Raw genomic sequence first — 21,960 nt, forward strand, 5'->3', positions numbered from 1 at the left:
CCGTGACCCTGCGGCGATGCTCGACCACGACTGGATCGAGGTGAACGGACAAGCGTCCACCGCCGGATTGCTTGCACTGATCGGATTTAGCCTGTTATCCGCAAGCAGCTTCCCATCGCGCACGGCTCTGGGTGGCCCTCGGGCCCAGGTGTTCTTCGTGGCACTCTTCCTGTCCCTGGTCGGGATCAGTGCCGTCACCAATCAGCTCCATTGCTGGGCTCACGCGGCTCGTCCACCCGCAATCGTCCGGCGTCTTCAGAGCGCGGGAATCATTTTGTCTCGGGTCGAGCACGCCCAGCACCATCGCGCTCCCCACATGCACGGCTATTGTATTTCGACCGGCTGGCTCAACCGACCCCTGGATGCGATTCAATTTTGGCGTGGACTCGAAAGGTGTATCACCGCACTTTCGGGCATCGAGCCGCGCAAGGATATCGAGGTACATCGTTGATCATCGTTCTATGATCTCCGACTGCATCCGTTGCTGGGTGCGTCGGTTAGATTAGACAGGATCTCAAAGCATCTCCGCACCTTTTATCGCTGCACCCAGGCACCTACGTGGCTGCTTACTCGGGAGTTCGAATGAAACTGGTCGATTGGCTGAAGGCACAGGTGATAGACGACCACCGCGCGCTAGCTTGGTTTGATGAAGACGGCGCTGACGATCGTATCGCGCGCGCATACAAGGATTTGCTCGCCGGGTACCGGATTGACCCCGGTACGATCCTCAAGACGACACGAATGCTCAAACCGGGAGAGAAGCCGGGTTTTGTGGAAGTCCGAGACATCGGCTTTCACTCGATCTGCGCCCATCACTTTTTGCCGTTTTTTGGTCAGGTCGATTTGGCGTACGAGCCGGGCGACCGCATTCTCGGCCTCGGGAAACTGCCGAGACTCGTCGACGCCTACGCGCGTCGCTTTCAGATTCAGGAAGACCTCGTGCGCGACATTGCCCACGCCATGATGGAGCACGGGCATGTACGCGGAGTCCGCGTAAAGGCTCGTGGACAGCATCTTTGCATGTGCAGCCGCGGCCCATCGAGCCCGTCTTCAATTACGCACACGGAGTTCGCGCTTGGTACGTTGGCCGACAACGCTTGACTCGCATATGCGAGCTGTCCCAATGCTGGGGTTGGCCACACTACTCGTGTGTGTTTCCGTGGCTCTGTTCCCCGGTCTGCTTCCAGGCGCTGAGATCGGAGCCGGAAACGCTCTGACACGGAGTCGAAGCGATGTGTCCGGCACCCTGCGTTTTTTGCTGCGGGGAGAGGTTCAATCCACCAAGGTGTTCGACGATCTCGTAAAGATTGTTTCGCCGAGCAAGGTTCGCGTCTTTGAGCCGTACGAACAGGCACCCGCCGATTTTTATGCGCTGCCGTTCAACGCGGTTCTCGACGGGATCTACGGCGAACAATGGCGCGTGCAAGACGAAGTGCTCCTCACCTGCGCGGACGGGTATCAGCCCGTCTTTTCCGTGCGTCGCCTGCTCGACTACAAGGCGTGGCTGGCCTTCGATCGCGCAGATGCTCCGGAGTTTTCGATTCTCAAGTTCGAATCCGGGGAGCGTCGCCGCGTTGATCTCTCGCCCTACTACCTGATCTGGGACAACTACGATGATCCCGAACTGCGTCGTCAGGGCGACTACGGTTGGCCGTATCAATTGATCGGCGTCGATTTCATTCGCGCGCAGGATCGTTTTCCCAAGATGACACCAGCGGCAGGGGCATCGACCCAGGTGCTAGCCGGGTTTGCCTCGTTTCGCGCCCACTGCACTCGCTGCCATGCGATCAATGGCGAGGGTGGGAGCGTTGGGCCGGAGCTGAATGTACCGCGGAACCCCGTCGAATATCGGGAGGCGACATGGCTGCGTCAATGGATCGACGACCCCAGCAGCTTGATCGCAGGAGCGCGAATGCCCGCCCTCAATAAAGAGTTGGTAGACCGCGACCAGGTGATCGATGACATCCTGGCTTATCTCAGTGCGATCTCACAACAGAAGATCCCGCCAAAGGCAGTCACCCGAGATGAATCCTGAGATGGGAATCTTCGAAGCATTCTACGAGAGTCCCTTACAACACCCCATTCTCCTATGGCTTTCCGCAGTGCTCGCAATGGCACTCTGCGCAAAGCGTCGTGGCCTGGACACGAGCTTGCGGCGGTACTGCATGGCACTGGGCGTGCTTTCACTTCTCGATGCGTGGTTGAGCAGTCGGCAGATCTACGGCATTGGCACTCTATCGGAAACGCTCGCGACCGTGGTTCCGCTGTTCTTCGTGTTGGCCGGAGACTTTCGCTTCCTGTTGTTCGCGGTCTCGGCTACATCCGGCGGGCGAATCGAGTGGACTCGCGGACGAACCGCCCTTGCGTTGGGCGTGACGCTGATCGTTCCACTCTCGACTCAACTCGTCCTGCACCTGCTCCCCAGTTCCCTCGACACACCTCGAGTCATGTTCTTCGTTTATGAGGTTGCGTTTGTTGCGTTGACGTTGTGTTTGCTGCGGTTTCACGAAAATGTGCGCAATGTTGGGTGGGTCCGCCGCGTGAGTCGTTTTGTGGTCGTGTACTACAGCCTCTGGGCAACCGCAGACCTGATTATCTTGACGACTGGCGCCGACATTGGCTACCTGCTCCGGGTGGTTCCGAACGTGCTGTACTATGGGGGCCTGATCTTCGTGATGGCACAATTTGCGCCGGCGACGCAAGACCCCGACTAGGCGTCGGGCGTCTCTGCGGAGATTATGAGCCGCCAGCGGAGGGCCTATACTCGCGCGATGTCATCCTCTGCCGCACGTCCCAATTCGTATCGCTGGTATGCGCTCGGCCTGCTCACAGTTGTTTACGTGATCAACTTCGTCGATCGGCAGATCCTGTCGATCCTGCTGCCCTCGATCAAAACCGCCTTCGACGTCTCGGACACCGCCCTGGGTTTTCTTTCTGGGATCTCGTTCGCCCTCTTCTACGCAACCCTCGGCATTCCCATCGCCATGTGGGCCGACCGGGGGAACCGGCGCAATATCATCACCCTGGCGCTGACGGTGTTCAGCATCATGACGGCACTCTGTGGGTTGGCTGCAAATTTTGTGCTGCTTGCCGTGGCGCGAATTGGCGTGGGCGTGGGCGAAGCGGGCGCGAGTCCTCCGTCGCACTCGATCCTTTCCGATCTCTTCTCACCGAAAGAACGCGCAACCGCCATGGGGATCTTCGCCACGGGGGTCAACATTGGCATCATGATCGGTTTTTTCGTCGGAGGCTGGATCGACGAACTCTACGGTTGGCGCGCAGCATTCATGGTGGTCGGTGCTCCCGGACTGATCCTCGCGGTGATCGTGCGCTTCAGCCTGAAGGAACCCGTTCGCGGGGCCTCCGAAGGTCGCGTGGAAGAAGCGCAGGCCGAGGCGCCATCCATTGCGACTGCCGCAAAAATGTTTTGGCGCGTTCGAGCTCTGCGTCACATTTCGTTTGGAGCCGCATTGTCCGCCTTCGTGGGCTACGGCGCGGTCGCCTGGCTCCCTTCGTTCCTGGATCGTTCGTACCAGATGTCGAGCGGCGACATCGGGACCTATTTGTCCCTGATCCTCGGGGTCGGGGGTGGGGTGGGGACTTTTCTCGGCGGCTACTTCGCAGACAAACTCGCCAGGCGCAACGTGCGCTGGAACCTGTGGTTGCCCGCTGGGGTCACCTTGGCCGCAATGCCCTTTACCTTCGGCGTCTATCTCTCCACTACCGGTACCGCGTCGCTTCTGTACTTCATCGTTCCCGCGATGGCGGGGACGATCTACCTCGGTCCGAGCATCGCAATGGTTCACGCATTGGTGCCCTTGCGCATGCGCACGGTGGCATCCGCATTTTTGCTCTTCGTGATCAACATCATCGGCCTGGGCCTCGGCCCCCAGATGGTGGGAATCTTGAGCGATCTGTTGAGCGATCGCTTCGCAAACGAGTCGATGCGCTATGCCTTGTTCTTCAGCGGCTTCGTCAACATTTGGGCGGCGTTCCATTTCTTCATGGGTGCGCGGTACCTGAAGACCGAACTCGCCGAAGCGCGAGTTCCCTGAATCGCTAGCCCCTGTATATTCCCAATAACTCGAATGCAGGAGTTCTCATGGATGACTACCCCCGATCATTCGATCACATGCTTGCGGCCTGGAACGAACACGACCTGGGCAAGGTTCGCAGCCACCTCGACCAGGCGCTCTCACCAGATGTTCGCTTCATCGACCCCAGTATCGAGACCCATGGGATCGATGAATTCGAAAAGAATGTGCGCGGGTTTCGCAGCCGGCTGCCGGACGCGCGGTGTGTCCGCGCTTCGGGGGTAGACTCTCACCATCGCCTGCACCGTTATGCATGGGAGATCTATCGCGGCGACGAGTTGATCTTGTCGGGGTTCGATGTCGTCGAGGTCGACGAAGCGGGATTGGTGCTGCGGGTAGAAGGCTTCTTCGGCCCCCTGCCCCCTCGACCTGCCTAGCTCTAACCTAATTTGGGCACTGAGACCGCAGCATGAAGGTCCGGTTGCCGTCGATCATGCACTCGACCAATGGATCCGCGAGATGCTGAGTGGCCGCGACTGCTCCAGGGTCGGCGCGACGTTCATCCACTTCGCGGGTCTTGCTTGCGCTGGCAAACTGCTGGTATTGATCCGCAACGGCGTTGGCATTGGGACGAATGGAGAGCGAGGCGTTGACGTCGACGACGGGAAGGTTGTAGCGCCGCGTGCTGAGACCGGCTGTCTCCATCCGTGAATGAAGCTCATTGGACACCTGGGCATCGTCCACGCGCTTGTACTCGTATGGAATATTCGAGCGGTCGAGATCCAAAAGCAATCGCTGGGTAATGCCACAGGTATCACGGCCGTAGACGACCACGTACGAAGAGGCGTGCAATGGCTCGAGGCCCCCATTCTCGGAAAGGTCGAATTTGCCCCAGAGCCCATACCCAATAAAGCCGACCGCCGCGATCATGAGCAACGTCTTCATCCCTGGTCTTCTCCGGAAGGTTCAGTCTTCTTTCTTTACTTCTTCCTTCTTTCTTGTCGGCACTCTGGAGTGTAGGGTTGAGGTGGAAAGGCTTCCCTTGCGCGCAAGACTTACGCAACTGACGCTGCAAGCGAGATCACTGGCGTATGACCACCATGGGCGACCGCGAGCAAGCTCGCGGTGGGTCGTCAGCGACCTGCGAGCAGCTTGCGAGCCCAGATGCGCTGAAAGCTTTGCGGGGTGGCGTCCCACGCTTCGGAAGGCTGTGTGTCGCCGCCGACGTCCATGCTTCGCGTTTGTTGCAGACCTGCCAGCAGGATCGCGTCCTGATCGTTGACCTTAATGGAATCGCGGCGCAGCTCCGCGCGCTCGGTCGCCATCGATTCTGCCTGCGAGGCGTCCGACACGACGTAGTTCGCGAAGGTTTCGCTCGTGGCCTCGGCGCTCTGGGGGCGCAACACGATGACCTGCGCACAGTCCGGTTCGACGATCAGCAGGGTGTTGGGGAAGATGGAGAAACCCTCCAGGCGTTTCTGTCTATCTGCACCCAGGTCGGGGAAACGCGGCAGCATCCATTCCTCCTGCCCCGAGTCGTCTCCATAAGCCTGATGCATCACGAAGCCGACGATGTCGTCCGACACCTCGACGTGTTCGGTCGACAGCGCGGGATTGAAGTCCACGCCTAGCTGCGCGTGCACCACGGGCAGGTGGTAGACGTCGAGGAAGTTTTCGGCCGCGAGCTTCCAGTTTGCCTGGATCTCGTACTCGTCGGTGCAGAGTGGTCGCAACTCGGACTCCGGCCAGTGGGTGATGCGTTCCGCGAGAGGTCGGATGAAATCTTCGAAAGGCTTGGCGTCGCCGGAGAGATTGACGAACACGATGTCGCGCCAGACAGCGGACCGAATAGAAATCAGACCCAGACTGTCCATTTCCTTCTGAGTCAGCGGCCCCCTTTTTTCGTCGCGATGAAGGTGGGGCGCCGACTTGAACTGCCCATCGACCCCATAGACCCAGGCGTGATAGGGACAGGAGATTCGCCCGCCCCGGGCATGGCAGGGTTCGTCTACCAGGCGCGCGCCCCGGTGTCGACACAGGTTGTAGAAGACCCGCACCCGACCCTCTTCGTCCCTGGCCACGAACAGGGACTGCCCGGCGATACGAATGGGAAAGAGATCGCCGGAGTTGGGCACGTTCTGACCGCAGGTGATGCTGGTCCAACCCGTTCGGAACATCTCGGCAACCTCGGCCTCGTATACATCTTGATCGCGGTAGGCCAGGCCCGGCAGGGCGCGCCCGGCCTCGTAACTAGCCCTGATTTCGGAAAACTGATCCATGACCCAATGATCCTTTCGAATTTCCCGGCAGGTCGCCGAGGGTACGCGTCTGCAGAAGCAGGAACAAGGGGAAACTTATCACTTGATCAGTAATTGATCAAGTGATAAGTTTTATATAATGACGGAACACGGACGACGGAATCTCTCGGCCGAGCGGCAGATGGAAATCCTAACAGCCTTCAAGCGCTGCATCGTCGAGCACGGGCTCGACAAGAGCTCCATGCGGCTGGTGGCCGCCGAGGCGGGGGTCAGCCAACCTCTGCTCGCCCATCACTTCGGTTCTCGAGCCGGGCTCGTCGAAGCGCTCGTCCGCCATGTGGTCGACGAATACGACGACGCCCTGGCGCTGGCTCTCGAAAGATTGAGCCAGGAGGGTGGCGCAGAAGTACTGCTCGAATACCTCTTCAGTGGCCCCTACAGCGAAGTCTCCAAGCGCGACGACATGCTCTTCACCGAACTCGACGCCGCCGCGATGCGAGATCCGGCAATACGCACGCAACTCGCGAAGGCGTACGCACGCTACCAGCACATTCTCGCTGGCCACCTCCGCAAGACCTGCCCCAAGGCGAAAGCCACGGAATGCCGGCGCGTCGCATACGGGCTGATGTGCCTGGCAGAGATGAACGAGATCTTCCGCGCCTATAACCTTCCCGGACGCCGCTCGCGAGATGCGCTCGAAAGCGGTCGCGTGCTGATCGATTCCCTGCCGGGCTAACCTGGGCAGAGATTTTATTGCACCACAGTGGGGCGGTCTCTCTGTTAAACTCATTCGGGAACGCAGCATCACCGTAGATCAGCTGCCGAAGGCGACTCTCAGCAAGCAAAGCGAATTGACCATGCGATTCAGCAGCCAGACGATCACTCTCTTAGCAGCCATAGCCATTTTGGCCTGCACCGGATGCGGTCAGAGCGGGAGTAGCGACAGCAACGAGTTCGCGGGCACTTGGAGTGGAACGTTCGTGTCGGCTGGTGCAGACGACGACTTCGGAACGTTTTCGATCAACGTTGGAGACGACGGGTCGGTGACAGTTACGGGTCTAATTGTCAAGTCGGTGGCGGCGATCGATGCAACGACAGACGTTAACGACTCAACGGAAATCATCATGATGATTGGGCACCCGTTCATCGACGGGGAACTCGTTCAGGCGACTCTCGATTCTGGTGTTCTTGCCGGAGGTCTCTCGTTGGGGACCGACTACTATGTCGAAGATGAGACGGCGAACTCTGTTTCGCTGCATCTCACTCGCGCGTCTGCGCTTGCAAGTGATCCGCCGGTCGATCTCACCGATGCAGTGGGTGAGTTCACGATCACGCTCGAGCCGTACATTCTCAGGAGCGGGCCGGGTGGGGTGTCAGATATCCGGAATTCATCCGACCTGCGGCCGCCCTCCCGCAATTCCGTGTCAGTAATTAATGCGACGACCGACGTTGACAACTCTACGGAGATCGTGACGATGATGAGTCATCCGTTCAGCGACGGGGAACACGTTCAGGTTACTCTCGATTCCGGTGATCTTGTGGGCGGCCTTGCGTTGCTGACCGATTACTACGTCGAAGTTGAGACGATGGACTCTGTCTCACTGCACAGAACGCGCGCGGCTGCACTTGCAAAAGATCCGCCGATCGATCTCACCAATGCTGTGGGAACATTCACGATGGCGCAGGAACCGGTGGCGATCGGCATATTCAACGTGGGCAGGCCCGCTAGCAAGAACCCAAAAACCTGGGGAGGCGTCTTCTTCACACTCCGGGTCGAGGATGGTGGGGGGGCGTTCCATATCGAGCGAGGTGTGGAGGGCGACTGGTTCGACGACACATTGTGCGTCACTTTCTTCTGCAATCCGATGCGGCTAGGAACGGGGACGTTCACAGGCTTGAAAGACTAGCTTCGTGTTTAGTCCGCAACGGCACATCGTCCGTTGCAGCGGTGTTACGACCCAAACTTCCCCCCACCCTCTGCGGGATTGGCGGCCGGATTAATCACCGCATTCACGATTCTCCGCACCGTATTCACAATCCAACTTCTTGCTTGACTTTCTTACCCCCAGAGGGAAGAATCGATTCGGGGGATTCCTTCTCTTTTGGGAAAACGTGACAAGCACCGTTGGAGCTGTATCGCCTAGTTGGAGTTCGTTGTAGATGCATACCCGTAGAACCAGTAGAAATCTCAAGGTATGTCACCGGGTCGCGTTCGTATTCCTTCTATTATTCACTCTGCTTGCGGCGAGCAGCCAGTCGCTTGCTGGCAACAGGATGTACGACGCCTCGTGGATTGCGGAGTCGTTCGGCAACGACAATGTAAACATCGGAACCGGCAACTCGCGGTACTTCGAGGTTTACGCAGTTCCGTGGGGCAATCAGGGTCACTCTCTTAATCCGCTCTGCGACATCTCATCGACACCGGTCACGACGGCCGGAGTCGGTACGGCGTGGGCTCCCCGCGGTCCCGGCTGCCGGCCGCTCACGGCTGGAGAAATGCCCCGCCCCGCGAAGTATGGGACGCTCACACCCCTCGGCGGTTCATGCCCAGGCGCACCGCTCTTAGTGTGTTCTAAAACACCGCCGCTTTATCGGAACCCTCTGTTCTTCACCGCGGGTGGCGTGGCGCGTCACACCTTGATCCAAGGCTACACCACAGTCGGTGGCTCCCCGGCGACCATGTATCTGGGCCCGGGCGACCCCAACCGCGGAAGGGGCATGAAGGGTGCCCCACTTGAGGGCGGCGGAACTGCGACGACGACGACAGCCCCTGCCATCCCCGGCAAGTTCGCCTTCAACTTCCCAGCGGCCAACCCGGTGCCGGCGACGGACGGCTTTCGTCGGACGACGATAGGTTCGTTCCCAAGCGTCTTCCCGTACCTCTACAGTTACACGTACGCCAACCTGCGAAACGACGCGGGTAGTTTTGGAGCCGGTCAGGGCTTCTTCTCTACGGGTGCCGCGACCATTGGCGGAGCAGACCGAACCATGGCGACGTTCACGCTAAAGATCGGCGGAGGCCCCGTCCAAACGGCCAGAGTTACGAGGGGAGCGAACACGTTCGGCGGTGTCATGAAGCTCCTGGGAAGCTACACCAATAAGGTTTGCTACTTCTACGTGGGCGTCTGTGCGCTCGGCTACGGTACGTGGTTATACGAGCTCATCGGAGCGGCGGGCTACAAGAATGTTGTGGACAAGTATCATCCTAACGCCAGCTCGGTCGCAACGAAGTCGTTCACCACGATCAAGACGTTCAACTACCAAAATACGGCGCTTGGGTCTGGTTACACGCGAACCCTCGTCGCGCAGCGCTGGCCGTGGACGACCGGAACCGTGACGGTCCAAGCCACCGGCCGCGGGCCGCACGATACCTTCGCACGCCGCGTGGGCTTCGATAACCGCACCGCAATGGGCGTCGGGACAGTCCAGCTCGTGAGCCCCGTCATCACGCAATGGCTGGGGGCCACCTCCTCCTCAATGAACGAAACCGGCGGCATCGCGGTCATGCAAATCCGATTCGTTCCGGAACCCGGAGTGGCCGCAAGCCTGATCTGAGGCCTATCGCTCCTGATGGTGCTCAAGCGCTACCGCTCCTAAGCTTGATCGCGAGCAATCCTGCTGGAAGACAACAAGAACATTTGGAGGACGCGCAATGGAGTGGCTCGGTGGGTGTCTGTGTGGTGATGTTCGTTATCGGGCGACAGGTGAACCTTGGTGGGTGGGACACTGTCACTGCCTGACGTGTCAACGGATATCGGGCGCGTCCTTCGTGACAGCGGTGATGTTTGCCAAAGAGGCGTTCGAATGGACGAAGGGGAAACCTACCTATTACCAATCGTCGGAGACCGCCAAGCGTGGGTTTTGTGCGCGCTGCAGCAGTCTCTTGTGCTGGGAAACGGAAGATGAATTCAGCCTCCTGGCGGGGAGCATGGACCGACCCGAGGACATCAAGCCGACCTGCCACATCTGGGCAGCGGAAATGCGGCCCTGGATCAAGCTGGACGATGGCTTGCCACGCCATCCGGGCGAAGAACCGACTGAGAGTTAGCGATCGAATCCTTAGACGAACGCGACCCCGGCCAGTTTATTACCGTCCAGGTCGCGGAAGTAGCCAGCATAGAAACCCTCTCCACGTTGTCCCGGGGGCCCTTCATCAGTCGCCCCCAGTTCCAGCGCCCGTGCGTAGAAGGCATCGACCGAGGCGCTGTCTTCGAAGCTCATCGCAACCATGACACCATTCCCTACCGTTGCGGCATTGCCGTCGTATGGCGGTGTAATTGCCAGAGCGGGCTGTTTCATTGAAATACCCCACACGACAAAACCATCGACTTCGAAAATACGTTTCTCGCCGATGGAACCCAGCAACGCGTCATAGAAGGCGCAGGCCTTCTCTGGGTCATTGGTGCCTAGCGTGGTATATCCAATCATGTCGATTCTCCTAGATGTATTGAGGATTGAGTCTAGTTTTCTGCGCGAAGCGGTCTAGTAACGAAAGCGGCTCGTAATTCCGATGATGTGAACCTCGTAGCCATCGTCGATGTGCCCGAGAAACAGATTCTGATTCAAGACGGGAGTAATTCCCTGCTGATGGAAGTCGTCAACCGTGGAGTACTGGAAGCGATAGAAGACCCGGATGCTGATCGCGTCGCTCCAGCGATAGGTCGCCGAGGAATCCACCACGTGATCCAGTTGACGCAGCGTCGGAAAACGACCACGCACATCCGCTGCAACCACGTTGACTGGAAGCGCACCCCCCGCTGGATCGAATTGGGTATCGACAATTTCGTCAGTGCGCTGGAAACGGTAGTCAAGTCGTAGCTCGAGATTCGAATGCGGCCGGGCCGTCAGCCCCGCACCCACCGTGATCCCGACAGAATCCGAGTCCCAGGTCCAACGATTGGCCAAGGGAAAGAGCGCGCCCCCGGCAGTGAGATCGGTGAGCGGCGCCGAGGCAGAATTGATGGTCGCCATGCGTTGATTCCGCCATTCAAAGCTTGCAAAGCCGTGAGCGACGAAGCGAGGCGAAAGCTGAAAGCTCGTGTCCGCGGTGAGTTCAGCCACCCGCATGTCAGTCACGCCATAGGACGATGAAAAGTCGCGCACGTCATAGCGCGCCACCAGAGAGAGATCGGTGCGATCGCCGAGCAGCCAATTTACGCGCAGATTGACTTCGTGGCGATCGTTGCTGGCGATATCGAATTGTCTGAATTCCCGCAAGCTGAACTCCGGACCTGAAAAGCTGGAGACACCCGGAGCGCGCTCATAATAGCGACGATCTCGAGTGTTGTCGTAGTTGGATCCAGTTCGCCGCAAAAACGAATAGGCGACACGCAGTTGAGTATGGGGAATCAGGCCGGTCGAAACGTGGACACGCACTTGCTGATCTCGCACCTCTCGTCGGGCCCGGTTGTCGCGATGAATTGCCTTGTATTCGAGTTCGAGACCCGCTTTCGAACGCCTCGCGAAGCGCCAGTCGGCCTTGCCGCCGAGGCTGTAGCGACGCGTGTTGTAGGGAGCGGCGCCGACGCGCCTCGTCTCGTACAGGTCTTCGACCACGTAGCCGTAATTGCCATTCGACGGGTTCAACGCGAGATACTTCGTGTCGTTGTCTCGCAGAGAAAAGCGGAATTTCAGCTGGAGCGTGACCGCCCGAACCGGTTTCATTCGAAGCTTCGACTGAACCAGAAGATGGTCGATCCGGGCGTCGGCATTCGTCCGTGGGAGGACGTCGAAGAGCGTCAGGGTCGAGTTGATCGTGGCGGGCAGCAGTCTCTGGTTCTGGCGCATCCTGGTCCAGGAAACGCTCGTCGTGGAACGGCCCGAGAACGGAAGCCGGAAGCCGAAATCGCCGCTGAGCTGGTGAAGCTCATTATCCGGCGCGAGTGCGGCGCGCCCAAGCGGGGGACCGGGCGTGAGACCAAAGGCGTAGAAGGGATTCTCCCAGGTCAGAGAGGTGTTGCGATTGAGGTAAACCGAGCCGCGATAGCGGAGATTGGCCTGCACCTCCTCGGTTGCAAACTGAAGCGCCGTGGACCATTCATGGGTGTCGGACTCGACCGGAGCAATTGTCTCGGCAACGCTTCCCCTGATCTCGGAGCCAAAGGTAATTCCCAGAGTTCCGCCGAAGGGTTTCTCTCCGTCGCGGCGACGGAGTCGATAGTCGGCAATCAGCGACAGGTCGGGCCGGATTCGCCAGCGAAACTCGACCTCATTGCGTTGCCGTGTTTGAGAGAGACGCGAGTTCCCGATCGTGTTGAAGGCCGCCTCGACCTCGGCCGCAGTATTGAGACCCGGGGCGAGGGACGACGGAAGGGTGAGCAGCTCGCTCCCCACCCCGCTGTAAAGAACCCGGGCGTCGTCCATCGCGAAATGCTCGAGAGAGTCGAACCCGCCCCGCAACCGGAACAGGCCGTGATAGCCGAACTCCACCCGATAGAACTGATCGCTGCGCCCCAGCGAGCCACCGCCGATCTCGAAGTAGCCCGCAGCATCGCGCTCGCGTGCTTCGATCGTGAATCTTCGCAACCAAAAGCCATCGGACAGATCGGCGTACTTGCGGAAATCTGCTTCGCCGGTTTCCCCGCTGTTTCCCAAATAGCCGAGTTCGACGAAGCCTCGCAGCAGGAACCTTTCGCCCGAATAGGGTGGAGGTTTCAAGGGATAGGGATATAGGATTCCACTGGGCGACCGGTGACGGGTGGAACGCAGCGTCGAGAGGCCGCGCTCGTCGATCTCGAGCAACGGCTCGAGACCTTCTCCGCTGAGCACACTACTTTGCTGATCGGCGCCGGCGGCTGGTTGCGCGGGAAGCACGACGACGCCAAGCGACGAGATCCAAAGCGAAGCCAACACCGCCCCAGGTAGACGCCCACGAAGCCATCGAGAGGCCCTCATCGGTGAAACCGTGCACCCGACGGGTGGTTCGACCCGTGGATCTGGACATGACAGTTGACACAGCCTCGGCCGATGATGCGGGGATCTCGATTCAGCAACGCAGTGGGCGAAGCGAGATTTTCTCCGGTGAGCAGCTCGATTGGATGGTTCGCAAGACCGATCTGGGCATGACACTGCTGACACAGAAAGGGTGGCGAAGTCACGAGCAGGCTATCGCGATTCGAACCGTGAGGGAGGTGGCAGCTCACACAGCCTTCGGTCACCGGAGCGTGTTCCCAGATGAATGGGCCGCGTTTGGCTGTGTGGCAATTCGTACAGAGTTCGAACGTCGAGTTGGCGCGCAGCAGCGGATCCGTTGCAGACCCGTGTGGCTGATGGCAATCGTCGCAGTCGATCTTGCCCTCGAACAGAGGCATGTGGGAACGCTTGCGAAATTCGACACGTTGAGCCGGATGGCAGCTGAAACAGGTCCGCTTGACACTCGCTTCCCGCAGCAGATCGGTCGTAGAGATATTGCTCATCGGATTGTGGCAATCACTGCAGGCAAGATTCTCGGACTCGTGGACCGAGCCCGCCCAGTGGATTCGCGGTCCTCCCGCATGACATTGCAGGCATACCCCGTTCAGCTCGCGCGACGGTCGACCACCCTCGCGCGTGAAAGCCACGATCTTGGAGCGGTCGCTGGTATCTTTGAGATGCTCACTGCCGGGACCGTGACAGGCCTCGCAACCGCGCCGTTCGAGAGCGGTCCTCGGATTCCGCAGAAAGACATCGGCGTGAATGGTGTCGGCCCAATGCTCGGACTCGACCTGGTGGCATGACTCGCAAGCGGCGCGACCGAGATATTCGGGCTCCTGGGCGTGGGCCAAGCCGGTGCAAATAACGAGGAACAGAATCGAGACCAGGACACGCAACATTGAGTTGGCTCTTCGAGAATCAAGTGGACCTGTATTGAACGATGACACGCCGCACGCTCGCCTTGAACTTCCAAATTATACGACGCATGGCCGATTACGGATACAACACTCGCAGCGGCAGGAAACGAGTCGACCCCGGGGGCGCTCAACTTTGGACGACGTCTCAAAAGAACGTGTAGTTGTGATCATGACCTGAGTCGAACGTTGTAGTGCCGTTGACTGCCATGCTGGCCGCGATATTGACCAGGTCTGCCTGGCTGAGTGTGACCGTATGAACATGTCCGCTGAAACTGGTTGCTGCGCTGAATCCGGCCCCCGGTGGCGTGTCGAGGGTGGCCTGAGGGATAAAAAAATCATGGGTGTGGCCACTCGCACTATCCACAGTGAACGTGACGCCGGGCGCCCCGCCCCCCGAGCCGCCAGAACTATTACCTCCCCCGCACCCCGATAAGCCCAGGCCCACAACAGAGAAAACCGCGGGAGCCAGCACGGTACCACTCCCCGCCTCCACAACTCGAACCAGAAATGCGCGTCTCCCAATCTTGCTCTCGAGATCCATCTTCATCTTCGTTTCCTCTCTTGTTCTCTGCTTGATCTCTCCGATTCTGTCTAGCATCGAGACCAGTCCAATCGCGTAAAGTTCCAAGTTCTGGAACCTGACACTCAATCGCTTCTGGTGGATATTACGTCCAGGTGAGACAATTGGTTTCGCCGATCTGATGGTTTCGACGGCGATTGGAAATTTAATATTCGCTTTCTGTTCCAGTGACCAGCGATCGAGTGTCAACTAGCTCGATTATCCCGACAATTTGTCCAAATCCGGGGCGATCACTTGCGTGCAGTGATCATCAGGTAGAGCCCGTGGTTGGCGCAGAAGCGCTTGATCAGGGGCCGTGGCCAAAATCGCCTTGGCGATCGTGAGGAGCAAGCCCTTGTGCCGCTGGCCCACTTCTCCCATCAGGAGCTCTCCGTGGTTTAGCTGCACCTTGATGTCGACGCTGGAGAAGTTCCGGCAGAGTTCGCGGGCTTCTTCGACCGTATAGGCCTTGGTGCCGGGGCTCTCCAGGTGCTGATCGTAAATTTCGGAGAAGCTGCGCCAGGGCTTGCCTGCCAACAGGGCGTAGCGGAACCAGAGCATGCAGCCCGTGACCGAGCGTGAGTGATAGATCATGATCTTCGCGACGCCGCCCGGGCGCAGTACCCGCCAGACCTCCAGGAAGGCCCGCTCGGTATCGGGTCAATGGTGCAAAACTCCCCAGCTATAGACGCGATCGAAGGAGTCGTCGTCGAAGGGGAGACTCTCGGCATCTGCGACTCGGAGATCGGATGCGAGGTCTTCGTGGGCGAGCTGACGCTGGGTATGCTCGATTGCGCGAGGCGTAAGGTCGACCCCATGAAGTGTCTCTTAGATTAGACCGCTCAAATCTCCGAATCTTGCTGGCGGGATACAGTACAACGAACTGGGGCAGGTCACTGATTCGGAAGCAAAGCCGATACAGTAATGACCCAACATCGCAACAGTTCACCTGCTCTGGGAGCGCACAGTCGCTTTCCTGTCCCTTGATTTGGACCGTTCGATGCTGAGAACGGATGCCGATCTAGATCGAAACATGTGACACAGTTACACTTTCGCAAACTATCAGGAGACTCTTGGTGGCGATGACGTTCGCGAAGCATGCTGCAACTTGCAGTAAAAGTGTTTCTGAATCTCGGCATCATAGAGTACAAGCCGATCCAGAACTGCACCGTCAATCTCGTCGGATATCACCTGTCTGGCCTTTTTGATGACGAATTGAACAAGCAAAACTACCTCGGCGGATTCGGCGGTTACCGAAACCTCGCGCCCAGCATTGGCCTGGACGTAAGCTGGCAATTGGGGCAAACCATTCACCGAACCGAAGAGCGTCGATGATGCGTTCGCCCTTTCCCCTCTTTCGAGTACTCGTCTCTTGTTTCGCGCTGACACTGGCCGTGTCGAGCGCAGCGGAATCGCCGCGCATCCCCAAAAATGTCTTAGACGTGGAGCTCAAGGCGACGTTTCTCTTTCGCCTTGGTTCCTATGTCGAGTGGTCGCCGCAGCATCTCCCTGAGTCCCTCGATACTCTGACGATCTGTGTTCTAGGCAAGAACCCAATGGGCTCGCTGCTGGACTACTACAACGGCCGTCCGATCCACGATCGCATTGCCCGAATCATCGAAATCGCATCGCTGCGTTCATCGAAAGCTTGCAATGTGATCTACTTGAGCAAGAAAGAACCCGGCGGCCTGAGACTGATGAGACAATTCGAGAAACTCAAGGGAGTATTGACTGTCTCCGATCGCGAGGACTTTACCTGCAGAGGAGGAATGGTTCGGTTCGTCTCCGAGAATAAGCGTCTGGCCCTCGAGATCAGTCAGCAGGCGGCCACCGACGCAGGGCTGAGTATTTCGTCGCAGCTACTCGCCATCGCCAAGTTCCCCGATTTCGACCGCTGCCGGGGGACGAGTCCGTGAATCTCCGGCCGGCCAGTTTTTCTCTGTCTCGCAGGCTCGCGCTGCTCGTGCTGGCGAGCACCTCATTCGCAGTTCTCGTCTCGTCCGTCGCCGTGATTACGTTCGAGACCCGCGCGCTGCGAGACTATCTCGTGCAGGAGCTGGGCATCACGGCCGACATGTTGGCCCAGAATAGCTCCGCGCCTGTCGCCTTCAGTGACCCAGAAGCCGCTACCAAAATTCTGAACTCCCTTCGCTCCCGAAAATCCGTGGTCTCGGCGGTCATCCTCGGCCTGGATGGCAACATTTTTGCCCAGTACCTCCGCGATGGGGCGGACGCGAGTGGCCTCCTAAAGGCAGCAACGGGTGAGGACGACCTCTCGTCCGACGGGGAGCACCTCCAAGTCCACCGTGTCATCATCAATTCTTCCGGTGTTCTCGGCATCATTGTGATCCGATCCGATCTCGCAGAGTTGCATGGCCTGGCGAGCCGCTTCAAGGCTGTTGCGGGCATCGTCGCGGTCCTTTCCTGCATGATTGCAGTTCTTCTATCTTCGCGGCTTCAGCGCTCGATCTCGCTTCCGATCCGCTCGCTGGCCGAGATTGCCGGTCGCGTCCAGCGGGAAGCTGATTTCTCACTTCGAGCCAGCAAGTCCCTCGACGATGAAACCGGAGTCCTGGTGGATGCCTTCAACGAGATGCTCCAGAACATCGAAGAGCGCGATCTGGCTCTCGCCCAATATCGCGACGAACTTGAACGACTCGTAGAAAGGCGCACTAAAGAACTCGCGGGATCGCAAACGCGGCTGCGGCGAGCCGAACGCCTGGCCTCCGTGGGCACACTTGCCGCTGGAATCGCACATCAGATCAACAATCCCATCGGCGCAATCTTGAACTCGGCCCAGCACGCTCTGCTGTGTGAAAACGACGCCGATTTCAAGGCAGTGTGGAAAGATGCACTGAATCGGAATGAAGAACAGGCCGCTCGCTGCGGCCGGATCGTGCGCAGTGTTCTCCAGTTTTCACGCAACGATGACACGGAGCGGTGGCCCAAAAATCTGGTGGATGTTTGCCGCAGGGCTTGCGACCTCGTCGAGGATTACGCGCGCGACCATCACGTCGTCATCCGATTCACAAGCCCAGTCAACCCAGTGATCGTCCACCTCAGTCCAATCCAGTTGGAACAGGCACTCGTCAACCTGCTTCGAAACGCCGTAGAAGCGATCGGGGACCAGGGAGGCGGCGTGGACGTGCAATTGGAGGCCGACGACAAATTTGCGCGCATCGAGATTCGGGACAACGGATGCGGCATTGCGCCCGACCACCTTGCAAGAATTTTCGATCCCTTCTTTACGACAAGGCTAGCGGCAGACGGAACCAGGCTGGGGCTCAGCATGGTGTACGGCATCATCACCGACCATGGGGGGGAGACATCGAGGTAGATAGCGCCCTGGGCTCCGGCACTCGCTTCAGCATTCGCCTGCCCGTCGTGTCTCGGCCACCGAACGCCGACGCGGCTCAACGTGCTGAAGGCGGCTCTACCCCCGTATGAGTCTGCCAACGCGGTACGCCGGCGACTCCGTCGACGTAGGGGATGTCGCTGTTCACTGTGGGGTAGCGTGCCTTCTCGCCGCCGCGCAGGAAGTGCGCTAGCGGACCGACAGGCATGGGCGCCACGTTTTGGAAGAACAACACCGACTCGCGATCCTTCGCTAGTTCCAACACGCGGTGACGAGTGGCCGGTATGGCTCCGTTGCTGAAGAGTTCCAGCCAGTCTCCTGGGATGACGAGGAAACAACCGTCGTCGAGCACAGGCACGGTCAACCAGTTTCCGCCTGCCTTGACTTGCAGTGCTGCGGTGGTCTGGCGAAGCATCGTAAAGACGACAGCGTCGGAATGTTCGCCCAGGCCTATCTCGGCGCGCCTTTCCGCTTCGCCTATTCCTCGCGTGTTGGGTGATGCGCCCGGATAGGAGTTGAGACTGAGATAGCCGGGTTCATGACGCAGAAACCCCGGTTCCTGCCCGAGCACCGTCTCGAAGCAGGCGAGCAACCCCCGCGCGGATTGACCCAGTCGATCGGCGCAGGCAGAAACGTCGCGGCGAAACCCGGGACTCGTATCTTCGCTCGGCCATAGGCCGGGGCCCTGGTCGGTGTCGGGGCCGGTGTCGGTGTCAGTGTTGGCCTCACAGCCAAACTGTTCCTTGCAGCGCCCCGCATCCAGTTCGCTTGCATTCATGTGGCTCATGTACAGCGGCTCGTCCCGCAACCGCATCCAGCCCCCGCCCTCATCGCGTTCGGCCCGACAAATCTGTTTGGCCGAGTCGGGCAGTGCGTAGAATTGCCGCCACTGCCGGGTTGCGGCGTCGATCGTGGGGCCCGCCCCTTCGATGCGCAACACGAAACAGCCGACCTCGGCCAGTGCGCTGCGAATCCACTCGACGGTGGACTGACGCTCGCGGGGACCAGTGGGAGCTTCGACGAGCGAACTCGATACGATGGGAAGTTTCGAATGCAAAGAACAGGCAATGCTCTCCATGGCGTTCATCCCTTGCGCGATGCGGCCTTGCGCGCGCGCTCGACCCGCTCGAATATCTCGCGAGTACGAATATCGGGCAAGGAGGGCCCATGGGCAACACGATCGGATTTGACGGTGCTTGAGCTTTGACGCTAGCGGCGAGCCCACTTCAGAGCCTTCGCGCCCGTTTTGGAAGCCGCTGGCTGGCTGGCTTCCTCGCCGCCGCGTGTGCGATTGGCGGCGCGGCGTATCTGGCGCGAGACGCGGTGGCGCTCTGCGTTGCGCGTGGCGCACGGGACCTGCTGCTGGTCACTGCACCGCATCCCTACATCGCAGCGATCGAATGGATCGGCGGCCAGTTCGTGTTATTGAGCCCGTTTCTGTCCGGAGCGATCCAGATCGAAATGGTATCCATCTGGCTCATCGTGACGCTCCCTCCGGCGTTTGCGCTGAGTTTTCCCCAGAGCCGCAATCGCGTGGGGAGTGCAGCGGCTGCCCTGGCCTGCTCGTTCGTTGCATGTTGTTTGATGCTCGCGTTGGTCGCCGAGCTCGAAATCGGCATGGTGCTGAAGGAACAAGGGCTCAACATCGTGCAGCCGTGGCGCATGGAGTGGGTCAAGAACGCATTGAGGATCGTCGGCGATACGCTACCCGTCGCCTACCCCGTAGTCGCGTGCATCTGGATCACCCGGCGCCGCTCGAACACACTGCCACCAGAGACATCGAACGGGCAAGTCAAAGCGCGCAGCACCCTGCGACGAAGACTTGTCCTGGCCGGAGTCATCCTCACTTTCGTCGCGGTGGGCGCCCGCGGACAGCACCTCGCACCAGACCGAGGCGTAACGGCAAAGCGGGCGGACTACGTCGCGCTCGAGCCGTGGAATTTAAACCTCGATACTCACCTAGTACAGCGTGGCGAGCTCGAATCTGCCTCGGGCCACTACGAAAGGGCGGCGCGCTTCTTCCGTATGGCGCTCAGTTACGGGTTGCAAAGCGATGTACCCACGCTGGCCAGGATCAGAGTGCTGGCCAATGAGGGGAACCCTGCGGCGCGCGCGCTGCTCGAGAATCGCAAGAAGTTGCTCGAGAGTCGCAAGCGAGGCACCGCACAGCCATCTCAAAACTGATCCTCCGAGGGGCGCCATCACATGTGCGGACAGCTTGAACGCGACCAGAGCTTCGTTAATGTCCGTCACTATGAAGAATAAAATGAGCGTATTGATGGGTCTGGGGCTTGGTCTGGTTGCAATCGGATTGGGGGCTTGTGACGAGCAGTCTGCTCCGGAGCCTACCGAAAGCAAACCGATCGTCGTCCTGCCGCCGGTGCCCGAGATCGTGGAATCGGAGGCCAACCGTGTCGTGCGAGAATCGCTCGTCCGCATTCTCCAGGATGCGGATCCCTACTCCCGCGCCCGATTGCTTGGCGAATTCTTGCCCACCCTCGGCGCCGAGAACGTCAGCGTCGTTAAATCGCTCTTCAGCGATGGGAGGCTGGACCTCCTGGCGTCGGACACGGAGTTGCTGATCCACTTCTGGGCCATGCACGATCCGGTCAGTGCGACCCATTGGACGATCGATGACGGGCCGGTCGCCTACCGGATTCCCCTCTTTATCGCGGCTCTGACGATGTGGGCGAAGCTCGACCCGGTTGCTGCAGTGGCGGCCGGAGAAGCATGGCTGAGCCGTCCGGATGTTGGCAACGTGATCTCGCTCGCGCTGGTGCGCGGTTGGTACTCCGCCGGCGATCCACCGGAGCTGGCCGTCTTCATCGCCAATCAGAGCGCTGGGGTGCTTCGTCAGCGTTCGATCAAGGCATATCTTCGTGCGCGGATGCAAGCCGAGGGAAGCGAGTCCGTCATGAGCTGGGCCCGAGCGGTCTCGGAAGACGACGAGTCGTACAAGCGCAGCATCTTTCGCCAGACGGCGCAAGTCGTCACGACCTATGACCGCAACGCGGGCATGGCCTGGTGTGCTGCGCATTGTGATGGGCCCTATGGGAAAGACCTGCGGCGCTTGATCGCCGCCCGCCTGCTCGATGACGGTGCCAGTGCGCTCGTCTGGATCAGTACCGCGCCTCCCAGTCACGAGACCAACCTCGCCGTGCGCACGACTTATTCGTCCTGGGTGAAGTTAGAACGACGTGAGGCCATGGACTGGATGGCAGCGCAAGGCACTGGCGGCAAAGTCGCGGATTGGCTGAAGCCCGCCCTTCCTGTCTACGTCAGACAGCTGGCTCTCGACATGCCCACGGAAGCGATTCAATGGGCGGAGCAGATCGAGCGCGACGGGGATCGCGAGTACGCGCTGGTCGCGGTCGTGAAAAGCTGGCTCAACTTGGATCGGGACGCGGCGATGGCTTGGCTGGACGCCTCATCGCTTTCGGACGAGGCCAAGGCGCGGGTTGCGCCGGCGGAGTGAGAGGGAGCTGCGAGCAAGCCCGTTGAGGAGACTCATCGGATTCAGCGTCCCCGCCAGACAATCCTGTCGCCAATGGCATAGAGCACGCATTCCGCTTGCATGCGGCGAACCTGGCGGCGCTCGGCACAGACCTCGAGCGCACTGACCTTGGCGTTGCGCACTGCTTCATGTCCTCCCGAGGCAGCCGTCACCCAGGGTCCTCGGCCGGGGACTCCGGCGATCGCCAGAGCGCGTTTTCCTGGCAGCGCAGTGTACTCCCGCCAGACGGGCACGAGTTGACGGTGGAGCGTCGCTGGACCGTTGGCGCAGCTGATCAGCTGGCTGCAGAGGCAGAGGACGAGACAGAGAAAAGCGGATCCAAACTTCATGACTCGGGAATCATAACGAGAAAGGGACGAACCGACTTACGTCGATTCGTCCCCATTCGTTTGTAGAGAGTCGAGACTGTTT

The 21,960-nt window shown here is 59.6% G+C and carries 25 protein-coding genes; 15 read left to right on the plus strand and 10 right to left on the minus strand.

Annotated features, from left to right (window positions below):
* The 6 genes from IH881_13825 to IH881_13850 form a co-directional block, all read left to right on the plus strand.
* On the plus strand, positions 1 to 451 hold a 451-nt coding region (locus tag IH881_13825), incomplete at its 5' end, for a hypothetical protein (protein MCH7868769.1).
* Between the two features lie 131 nt (positions 452 to 582).
* A complete protein-coding gene (locus IH881_13830) occupies positions 583 to 1,101 on the plus strand; it encodes a GTP cyclohydrolase I (protein MCH7868770.1) in 519 nt (172 codons plus the stop codon).
* 22 nt (positions 1,102 to 1,123) lie between these two features.
* Positions 1,124 to 2,035 carry a cytochrome c gene (locus IH881_13835; protein ID MCH7868771.1) on the plus strand — a complete coding sequence of 304 codons (912 nt, stop codon included), beginning with the start codon at positions 1,124 to 1,126 and terminating at the stop codon, positions 2,033 to 2,035.
* A 1-nt stretch (position 2,036) separates the two neighbouring features.
* Positions 2,037 to 2,714, plus strand: a complete 678-nt coding sequence (locus IH881_13840) for a hypothetical protein (GenBank protein ID MCH7868772.1) — start codon at positions 2,037 to 2,039, stop codon at positions 2,712 to 2,714.
* 57 nt (positions 2,715 to 2,771) lie between these two features.
* Positions 2,772 to 4,055, plus strand: a complete 1,284-nt coding sequence (locus tag IH881_13845; GenBank protein ID MCH7868773.1) for an MFS transporter — start codon at positions 2,772 to 2,774, stop codon at positions 4,053 to 4,055.
* A gap of 47 nt (positions 4,056 to 4,102) precedes the next feature.
* The gene (locus IH881_13850; protein ID MCH7868774.1) at positions 4,103 to 4,471 is read left to right on the plus strand and encodes a nuclear transport factor 2 family protein; all 369 of its coding nucleotides are present in this window, start codon (positions 4,103 to 4,105) and stop codon (positions 4,469 to 4,471) included.
* A 7-nt stretch (positions 4,472 to 4,478) separates the two neighbouring features.
* On the opposite strand, the gene IH881_13855 is transcribed toward IH881_13850, so the two are convergent.
* Both IH881_13855 and IH881_13860 read right to left on the minus strand, forming a co-directional pair.
* Positions 4,479 to 4,979, minus strand: a complete 501-nt coding sequence (locus IH881_13855) for a hypothetical protein (protein MCH7868775.1) — start codon at positions 4,977 to 4,979, stop codon at positions 4,479 to 4,481.
* A 188-nt stretch (positions 4,980 to 5,167) separates the two neighbouring features.
* Positions 5,168 to 6,313, minus strand: coding sequence for an aromatic ring-hydroxylating dioxygenase subunit alpha (locus IH881_13860; GenBank protein MCH7868776.1), 1,146 nt, complete (start codon positions 6,311 to 6,313; stop codon positions 5,168 to 5,170).
* Positions 6,314 to 6,473: 160 nt separating this feature from the next.
* Here IH881_13860 and IH881_13865 point away from each other — a divergent pair, with 160 nt between their 5' ends.
* The 4 genes from IH881_13865 (at position 6,474) to IH881_13880 (ending at position 10,340) form a co-directional block, all read left to right on the plus strand.
* Positions 6,474 to 7,028 carry a TetR/AcrR family transcriptional regulator gene (locus IH881_13865; protein MCH7868777.1) on the plus strand — a complete coding sequence of 185 codons (555 nt, stop codon included), beginning with the start codon at positions 6,474 to 6,476 and terminating at the stop codon, positions 7,026 to 7,028.
* 337 nt (positions 7,029 to 7,365) lie between these two features.
* The gene (locus IH881_13870) at positions 7,366 to 8,199 is read left to right on the plus strand and encodes a hypothetical protein (protein MCH7868778.1); all 834 of its coding nucleotides are present in this window, start codon (positions 7,366 to 7,368) and stop codon (positions 8,197 to 8,199) included.
* 253 nt (positions 8,200 to 8,452) lie between these two features.
* Positions 8,453 to 9,847 (plus strand): hypothetical protein, encoded by a 1,395-nt coding sequence (locus IH881_13875; protein MCH7868779.1) that lies wholly within the window; start codon positions 8,453 to 8,455, stop codon positions 9,845 to 9,847.
* 97 nt (positions 9,848 to 9,944) lie between these two features.
* Positions 9,945 to 10,340, plus strand: coding sequence for a GFA family protein (locus IH881_13880; GenBank protein ID MCH7868780.1), 396 nt, complete (start codon positions 9,945 to 9,947; stop codon positions 10,338 to 10,340).
* A gap of 11 nt (positions 10,341 to 10,351) precedes the next feature.
* Here the strand turns inward: IH881_13880 and IH881_13885 are convergent, their stop codons facing one another.
* The 6 genes from IH881_13885 to IH881_13910 all read right to left on the minus strand — a co-directional run bounded on the left by IH881_13885 (position 10,352) and on the right by IH881_13910 (position 15,472).
* The gene (locus IH881_13885; protein MCH7868781.1) at positions 10,352 to 10,720 is read right to left on the minus strand and encodes a VOC family protein; all 369 of its coding nucleotides are present in this window, start codon (positions 10,718 to 10,720) and stop codon (positions 10,352 to 10,354) included.
* Between the two features lie 54 nt (positions 10,721 to 10,774).
* Positions 10,775 to 13,186, minus strand: a complete 2,412-nt coding sequence (locus IH881_13890) for an MtrB/PioB family decaheme-associated outer membrane protein (protein MCH7868782.1) — start codon at positions 13,184 to 13,186, stop codon at positions 10,775 to 10,777.
* Positions 13,183 to 14,103, minus strand: a complete 921-nt coding sequence (locus IH881_13895; protein ID MCH7868783.1) for a DmsE family decaheme c-type cytochrome — start codon at positions 14,101 to 14,103, stop codon at positions 13,183 to 13,185. Before IH881_13895 ends, IH881_13890 begins: the two co-directional genes overlap by 4 nt.
* A 163-nt stretch (positions 14,104 to 14,266) precedes the next feature.
* Entirely contained in the window at positions 14,267 to 14,890 is a 624-nt protein-coding gene (locus IH881_13900) for a hypothetical protein (protein ID MCH7868784.1), read from the minus strand.
* A gap of 9 nt (positions 14,891 to 14,899) precedes the next feature.
* On the minus strand, positions 14,900 to 15,274 hold the full coding sequence (locus IH881_13905; protein ID MCH7868785.1) for a hypothetical protein: 375 nt from the start codon (positions 15,272 to 15,274) through the stop codon (positions 14,900 to 14,902).
* 66 nt (positions 15,275 to 15,340) lie between these two features.
* Positions 15,341 to 15,472, minus strand: a complete 132-nt coding sequence (locus IH881_13910; GenBank protein ID MCH7868786.1) for a class I SAM-dependent methyltransferase — start codon at positions 15,470 to 15,472, stop codon at positions 15,341 to 15,343.
* 306 nt (positions 15,473 to 15,778) lie between these two features.
* Here IH881_13910 and IH881_13915 point away from each other — a divergent pair, with 306 nt between their 5' ends.
* From IH881_13915 to IH881_13925, 3 genes are read left to right on the plus strand one after another with little or no spacing between them, the layout of a single operon-like run.
* Positions 15,779 to 16,015, plus strand: a complete 237-nt coding sequence (locus IH881_13915; GenBank protein ID MCH7868787.1) for a hypothetical protein — start codon at positions 15,779 to 15,781, stop codon at positions 16,013 to 16,015.
* Positions 16,012 to 16,596, plus strand: coding sequence for a YfiR family protein (locus tag IH881_13920; GenBank protein ID MCH7868788.1), 585 nt, complete (start codon positions 16,012 to 16,014; stop codon positions 16,594 to 16,596). Before IH881_13915 ends, IH881_13920 begins: the two co-directional genes overlap by 4 nt.
* Complete coding sequence (locus tag IH881_13925) at positions 16,593 to 18,017, plus strand: HAMP domain-containing protein (protein MCH7868789.1); 1,425 nt, start codon at positions 16,593 to 16,595, stop codon at positions 18,015 to 18,017. The genes IH881_13920 and IH881_13925 overlap by 4 nt, the downstream gene beginning before the upstream one ends.
* A gap of 76 nt (positions 18,018 to 18,093) precedes the next feature.
* On the opposite strand, the gene IH881_13930 is transcribed toward IH881_13925, so the two are convergent.
* Positions 18,094 to 19,113 (minus strand): isopenicillin N synthase family oxygenase, encoded by a 1,020-nt coding sequence (locus IH881_13930; protein ID MCH7868790.1) that lies wholly within the window; start codon positions 19,111 to 19,113, stop codon positions 18,094 to 18,096.
* A 125-nt stretch (positions 19,114 to 19,238) separates the two neighbouring features.
* On the opposite strand from IH881_13930, the gene IH881_13935 reads away from it, so the two are divergent.
* Positions 19,239 to 20,219, plus strand: a complete 981-nt coding sequence (locus tag IH881_13935; GenBank protein ID MCH7868791.1) for a hypothetical protein — start codon at positions 19,239 to 19,241, stop codon at positions 20,217 to 20,219.
* Positions 20,220 to 20,301: 82 nt separating this feature from the next.
* Positions 20,302 to 21,510, plus strand: coding sequence for a hypothetical protein (locus tag IH881_13940; GenBank protein ID MCH7868792.1), 1,209 nt, complete (start codon positions 20,302 to 20,304; stop codon positions 21,508 to 21,510).
* Between the two features lie 41 nt (positions 21,511 to 21,551).
* On the opposite strand, the gene IH881_13945 is transcribed toward IH881_13940, so the two are convergent.
* The gene (locus IH881_13945; GenBank protein ID MCH7868793.1) at positions 21,552 to 21,878 is read right to left on the minus strand and encodes a hypothetical protein; all 327 of its coding nucleotides are present in this window, start codon (positions 21,876 to 21,878) and stop codon (positions 21,552 to 21,554) included.
* Between the last annotated feature and the right edge of the window lie 82 nt (positions 21,879 to 21,960).

The organism is Myxococcales bacterium, assembly GCA_022563535.1.
In the GTDB taxonomy this organism is placed as follows: domain Bacteria; phylum Myxococcota_A; class UBA9160; order UBA9160; family UBA4427; genus DUBZ01.

Coding starts and splice junctions, on each gene's coding strand:
- IH881_13940 (MCH7868792.1), top strand. CDS start 20,302: ATGAGCGTATTGATGGGTCTGGGGCTTGGTCTGGTTGCAATCGGATTG.
- IH881_13840 (MCH7868772.1), top strand. CDS start 2,037: ATGGGAATCTTCGAAGCATTCTACGAGAGTCCCTTACAACACCCCATT.
- IH881_13915 (MCH7868787.1), top strand. CDS start 15,779: ATGCTGCAACTTGCAGTAAAAGTGTTTCTGAATCTCGGCATCATAGAG.
- IH881_13890 (MCH7868782.1), bottom strand. CDS start 13,186: ATGAGGGCCTCTCGATGGCTTCGTGGGCGTCTACCTGGGGCGGTGTTG.
- IH881_13945 (MCH7868793.1), bottom strand. CDS start 21,878: ATGAAGTTTGGATCCGCTTTTCTCTGTCTCGTCCTCTGCCTCTGCAGC.
- IH881_13885 (MCH7868781.1), bottom strand. CDS start 10,720: ATGATTGGATATACCACGCTAGGCACCAATGACCCAGAGAAGGCCTGC.
- IH881_13835 (MCH7868771.1), top strand. CDS start 1,124: ATGCTGGGGTTGGCCACACTACTCGTGTGTGTTTCCGTGGCTCTGTTC.
- IH881_13920 (MCH7868788.1), top strand. CDS start 16,012: ATGATGCGTTCGCCCTTTCCCCTCTTTCGAGTACTCGTCTCTTGTTTC.
- IH881_13850 (MCH7868774.1), top strand. CDS start 4,103: ATGGATGACTACCCCCGATCATTCGATCACATGCTTGCGGCCTGGAAC.
- IH881_13865 (MCH7868777.1), top strand. CDS start 6,474: ATGGAAATCCTAACAGCCTTCAAGCGCTGCATCGTCGAGCACGGGCTC.
- IH881_13895 (MCH7868783.1), bottom strand. CDS start 14,103: ATGTTGCGTGTCCTGGTCTCGATTCTGTTCCTCGTTATTTGCACCGGC.
- IH881_13830 (MCH7868770.1), top strand. CDS start 583: ATGAAACTGGTCGATTGGCTGAAGGCACAGGTGATAGACGACCACCGC.
- IH881_13860 (MCH7868776.1), bottom strand. CDS start 6,313: ATGGATCAGTTTTCCGAAATCAGGGCTAGTTACGAGGCCGGGCGCGCC.
- IH881_13905 (MCH7868785.1), bottom strand. CDS start 15,274: ATGATCTATCACTCACGCTCGGTCACGGGCTGCATGCTCTGGTTCCGC.
- IH881_13930 (MCH7868790.1), bottom strand. CDS start 19,113: ATGGAGAGCATTGCCTGTTCTTTGCATTCGAAACTTCCCATCGTATCG.
- IH881_13855 (MCH7868775.1), bottom strand. CDS start 4,979: ATGAAGACGTTGCTCATGATCGCGGCGGTCGGCTTTATTGGGTATGGG.
- IH881_13880 (MCH7868780.1), top strand. CDS start 9,945: ATGGAGTGGCTCGGTGGGTGTCTGTGTGGTGATGTTCGTTATCGGGCG.
- IH881_13875 (MCH7868779.1), top strand. CDS start 8,453: ATGCATACCCGTAGAACCAGTAGAAATCTCAAGGTATGTCACCGGGTC.
- IH881_13845 (MCH7868773.1), top strand. CDS start 2,772: ATGTCATCCTCTGCCGCACGTCCCAATTCGTATCGCTGGTATGCGCTC.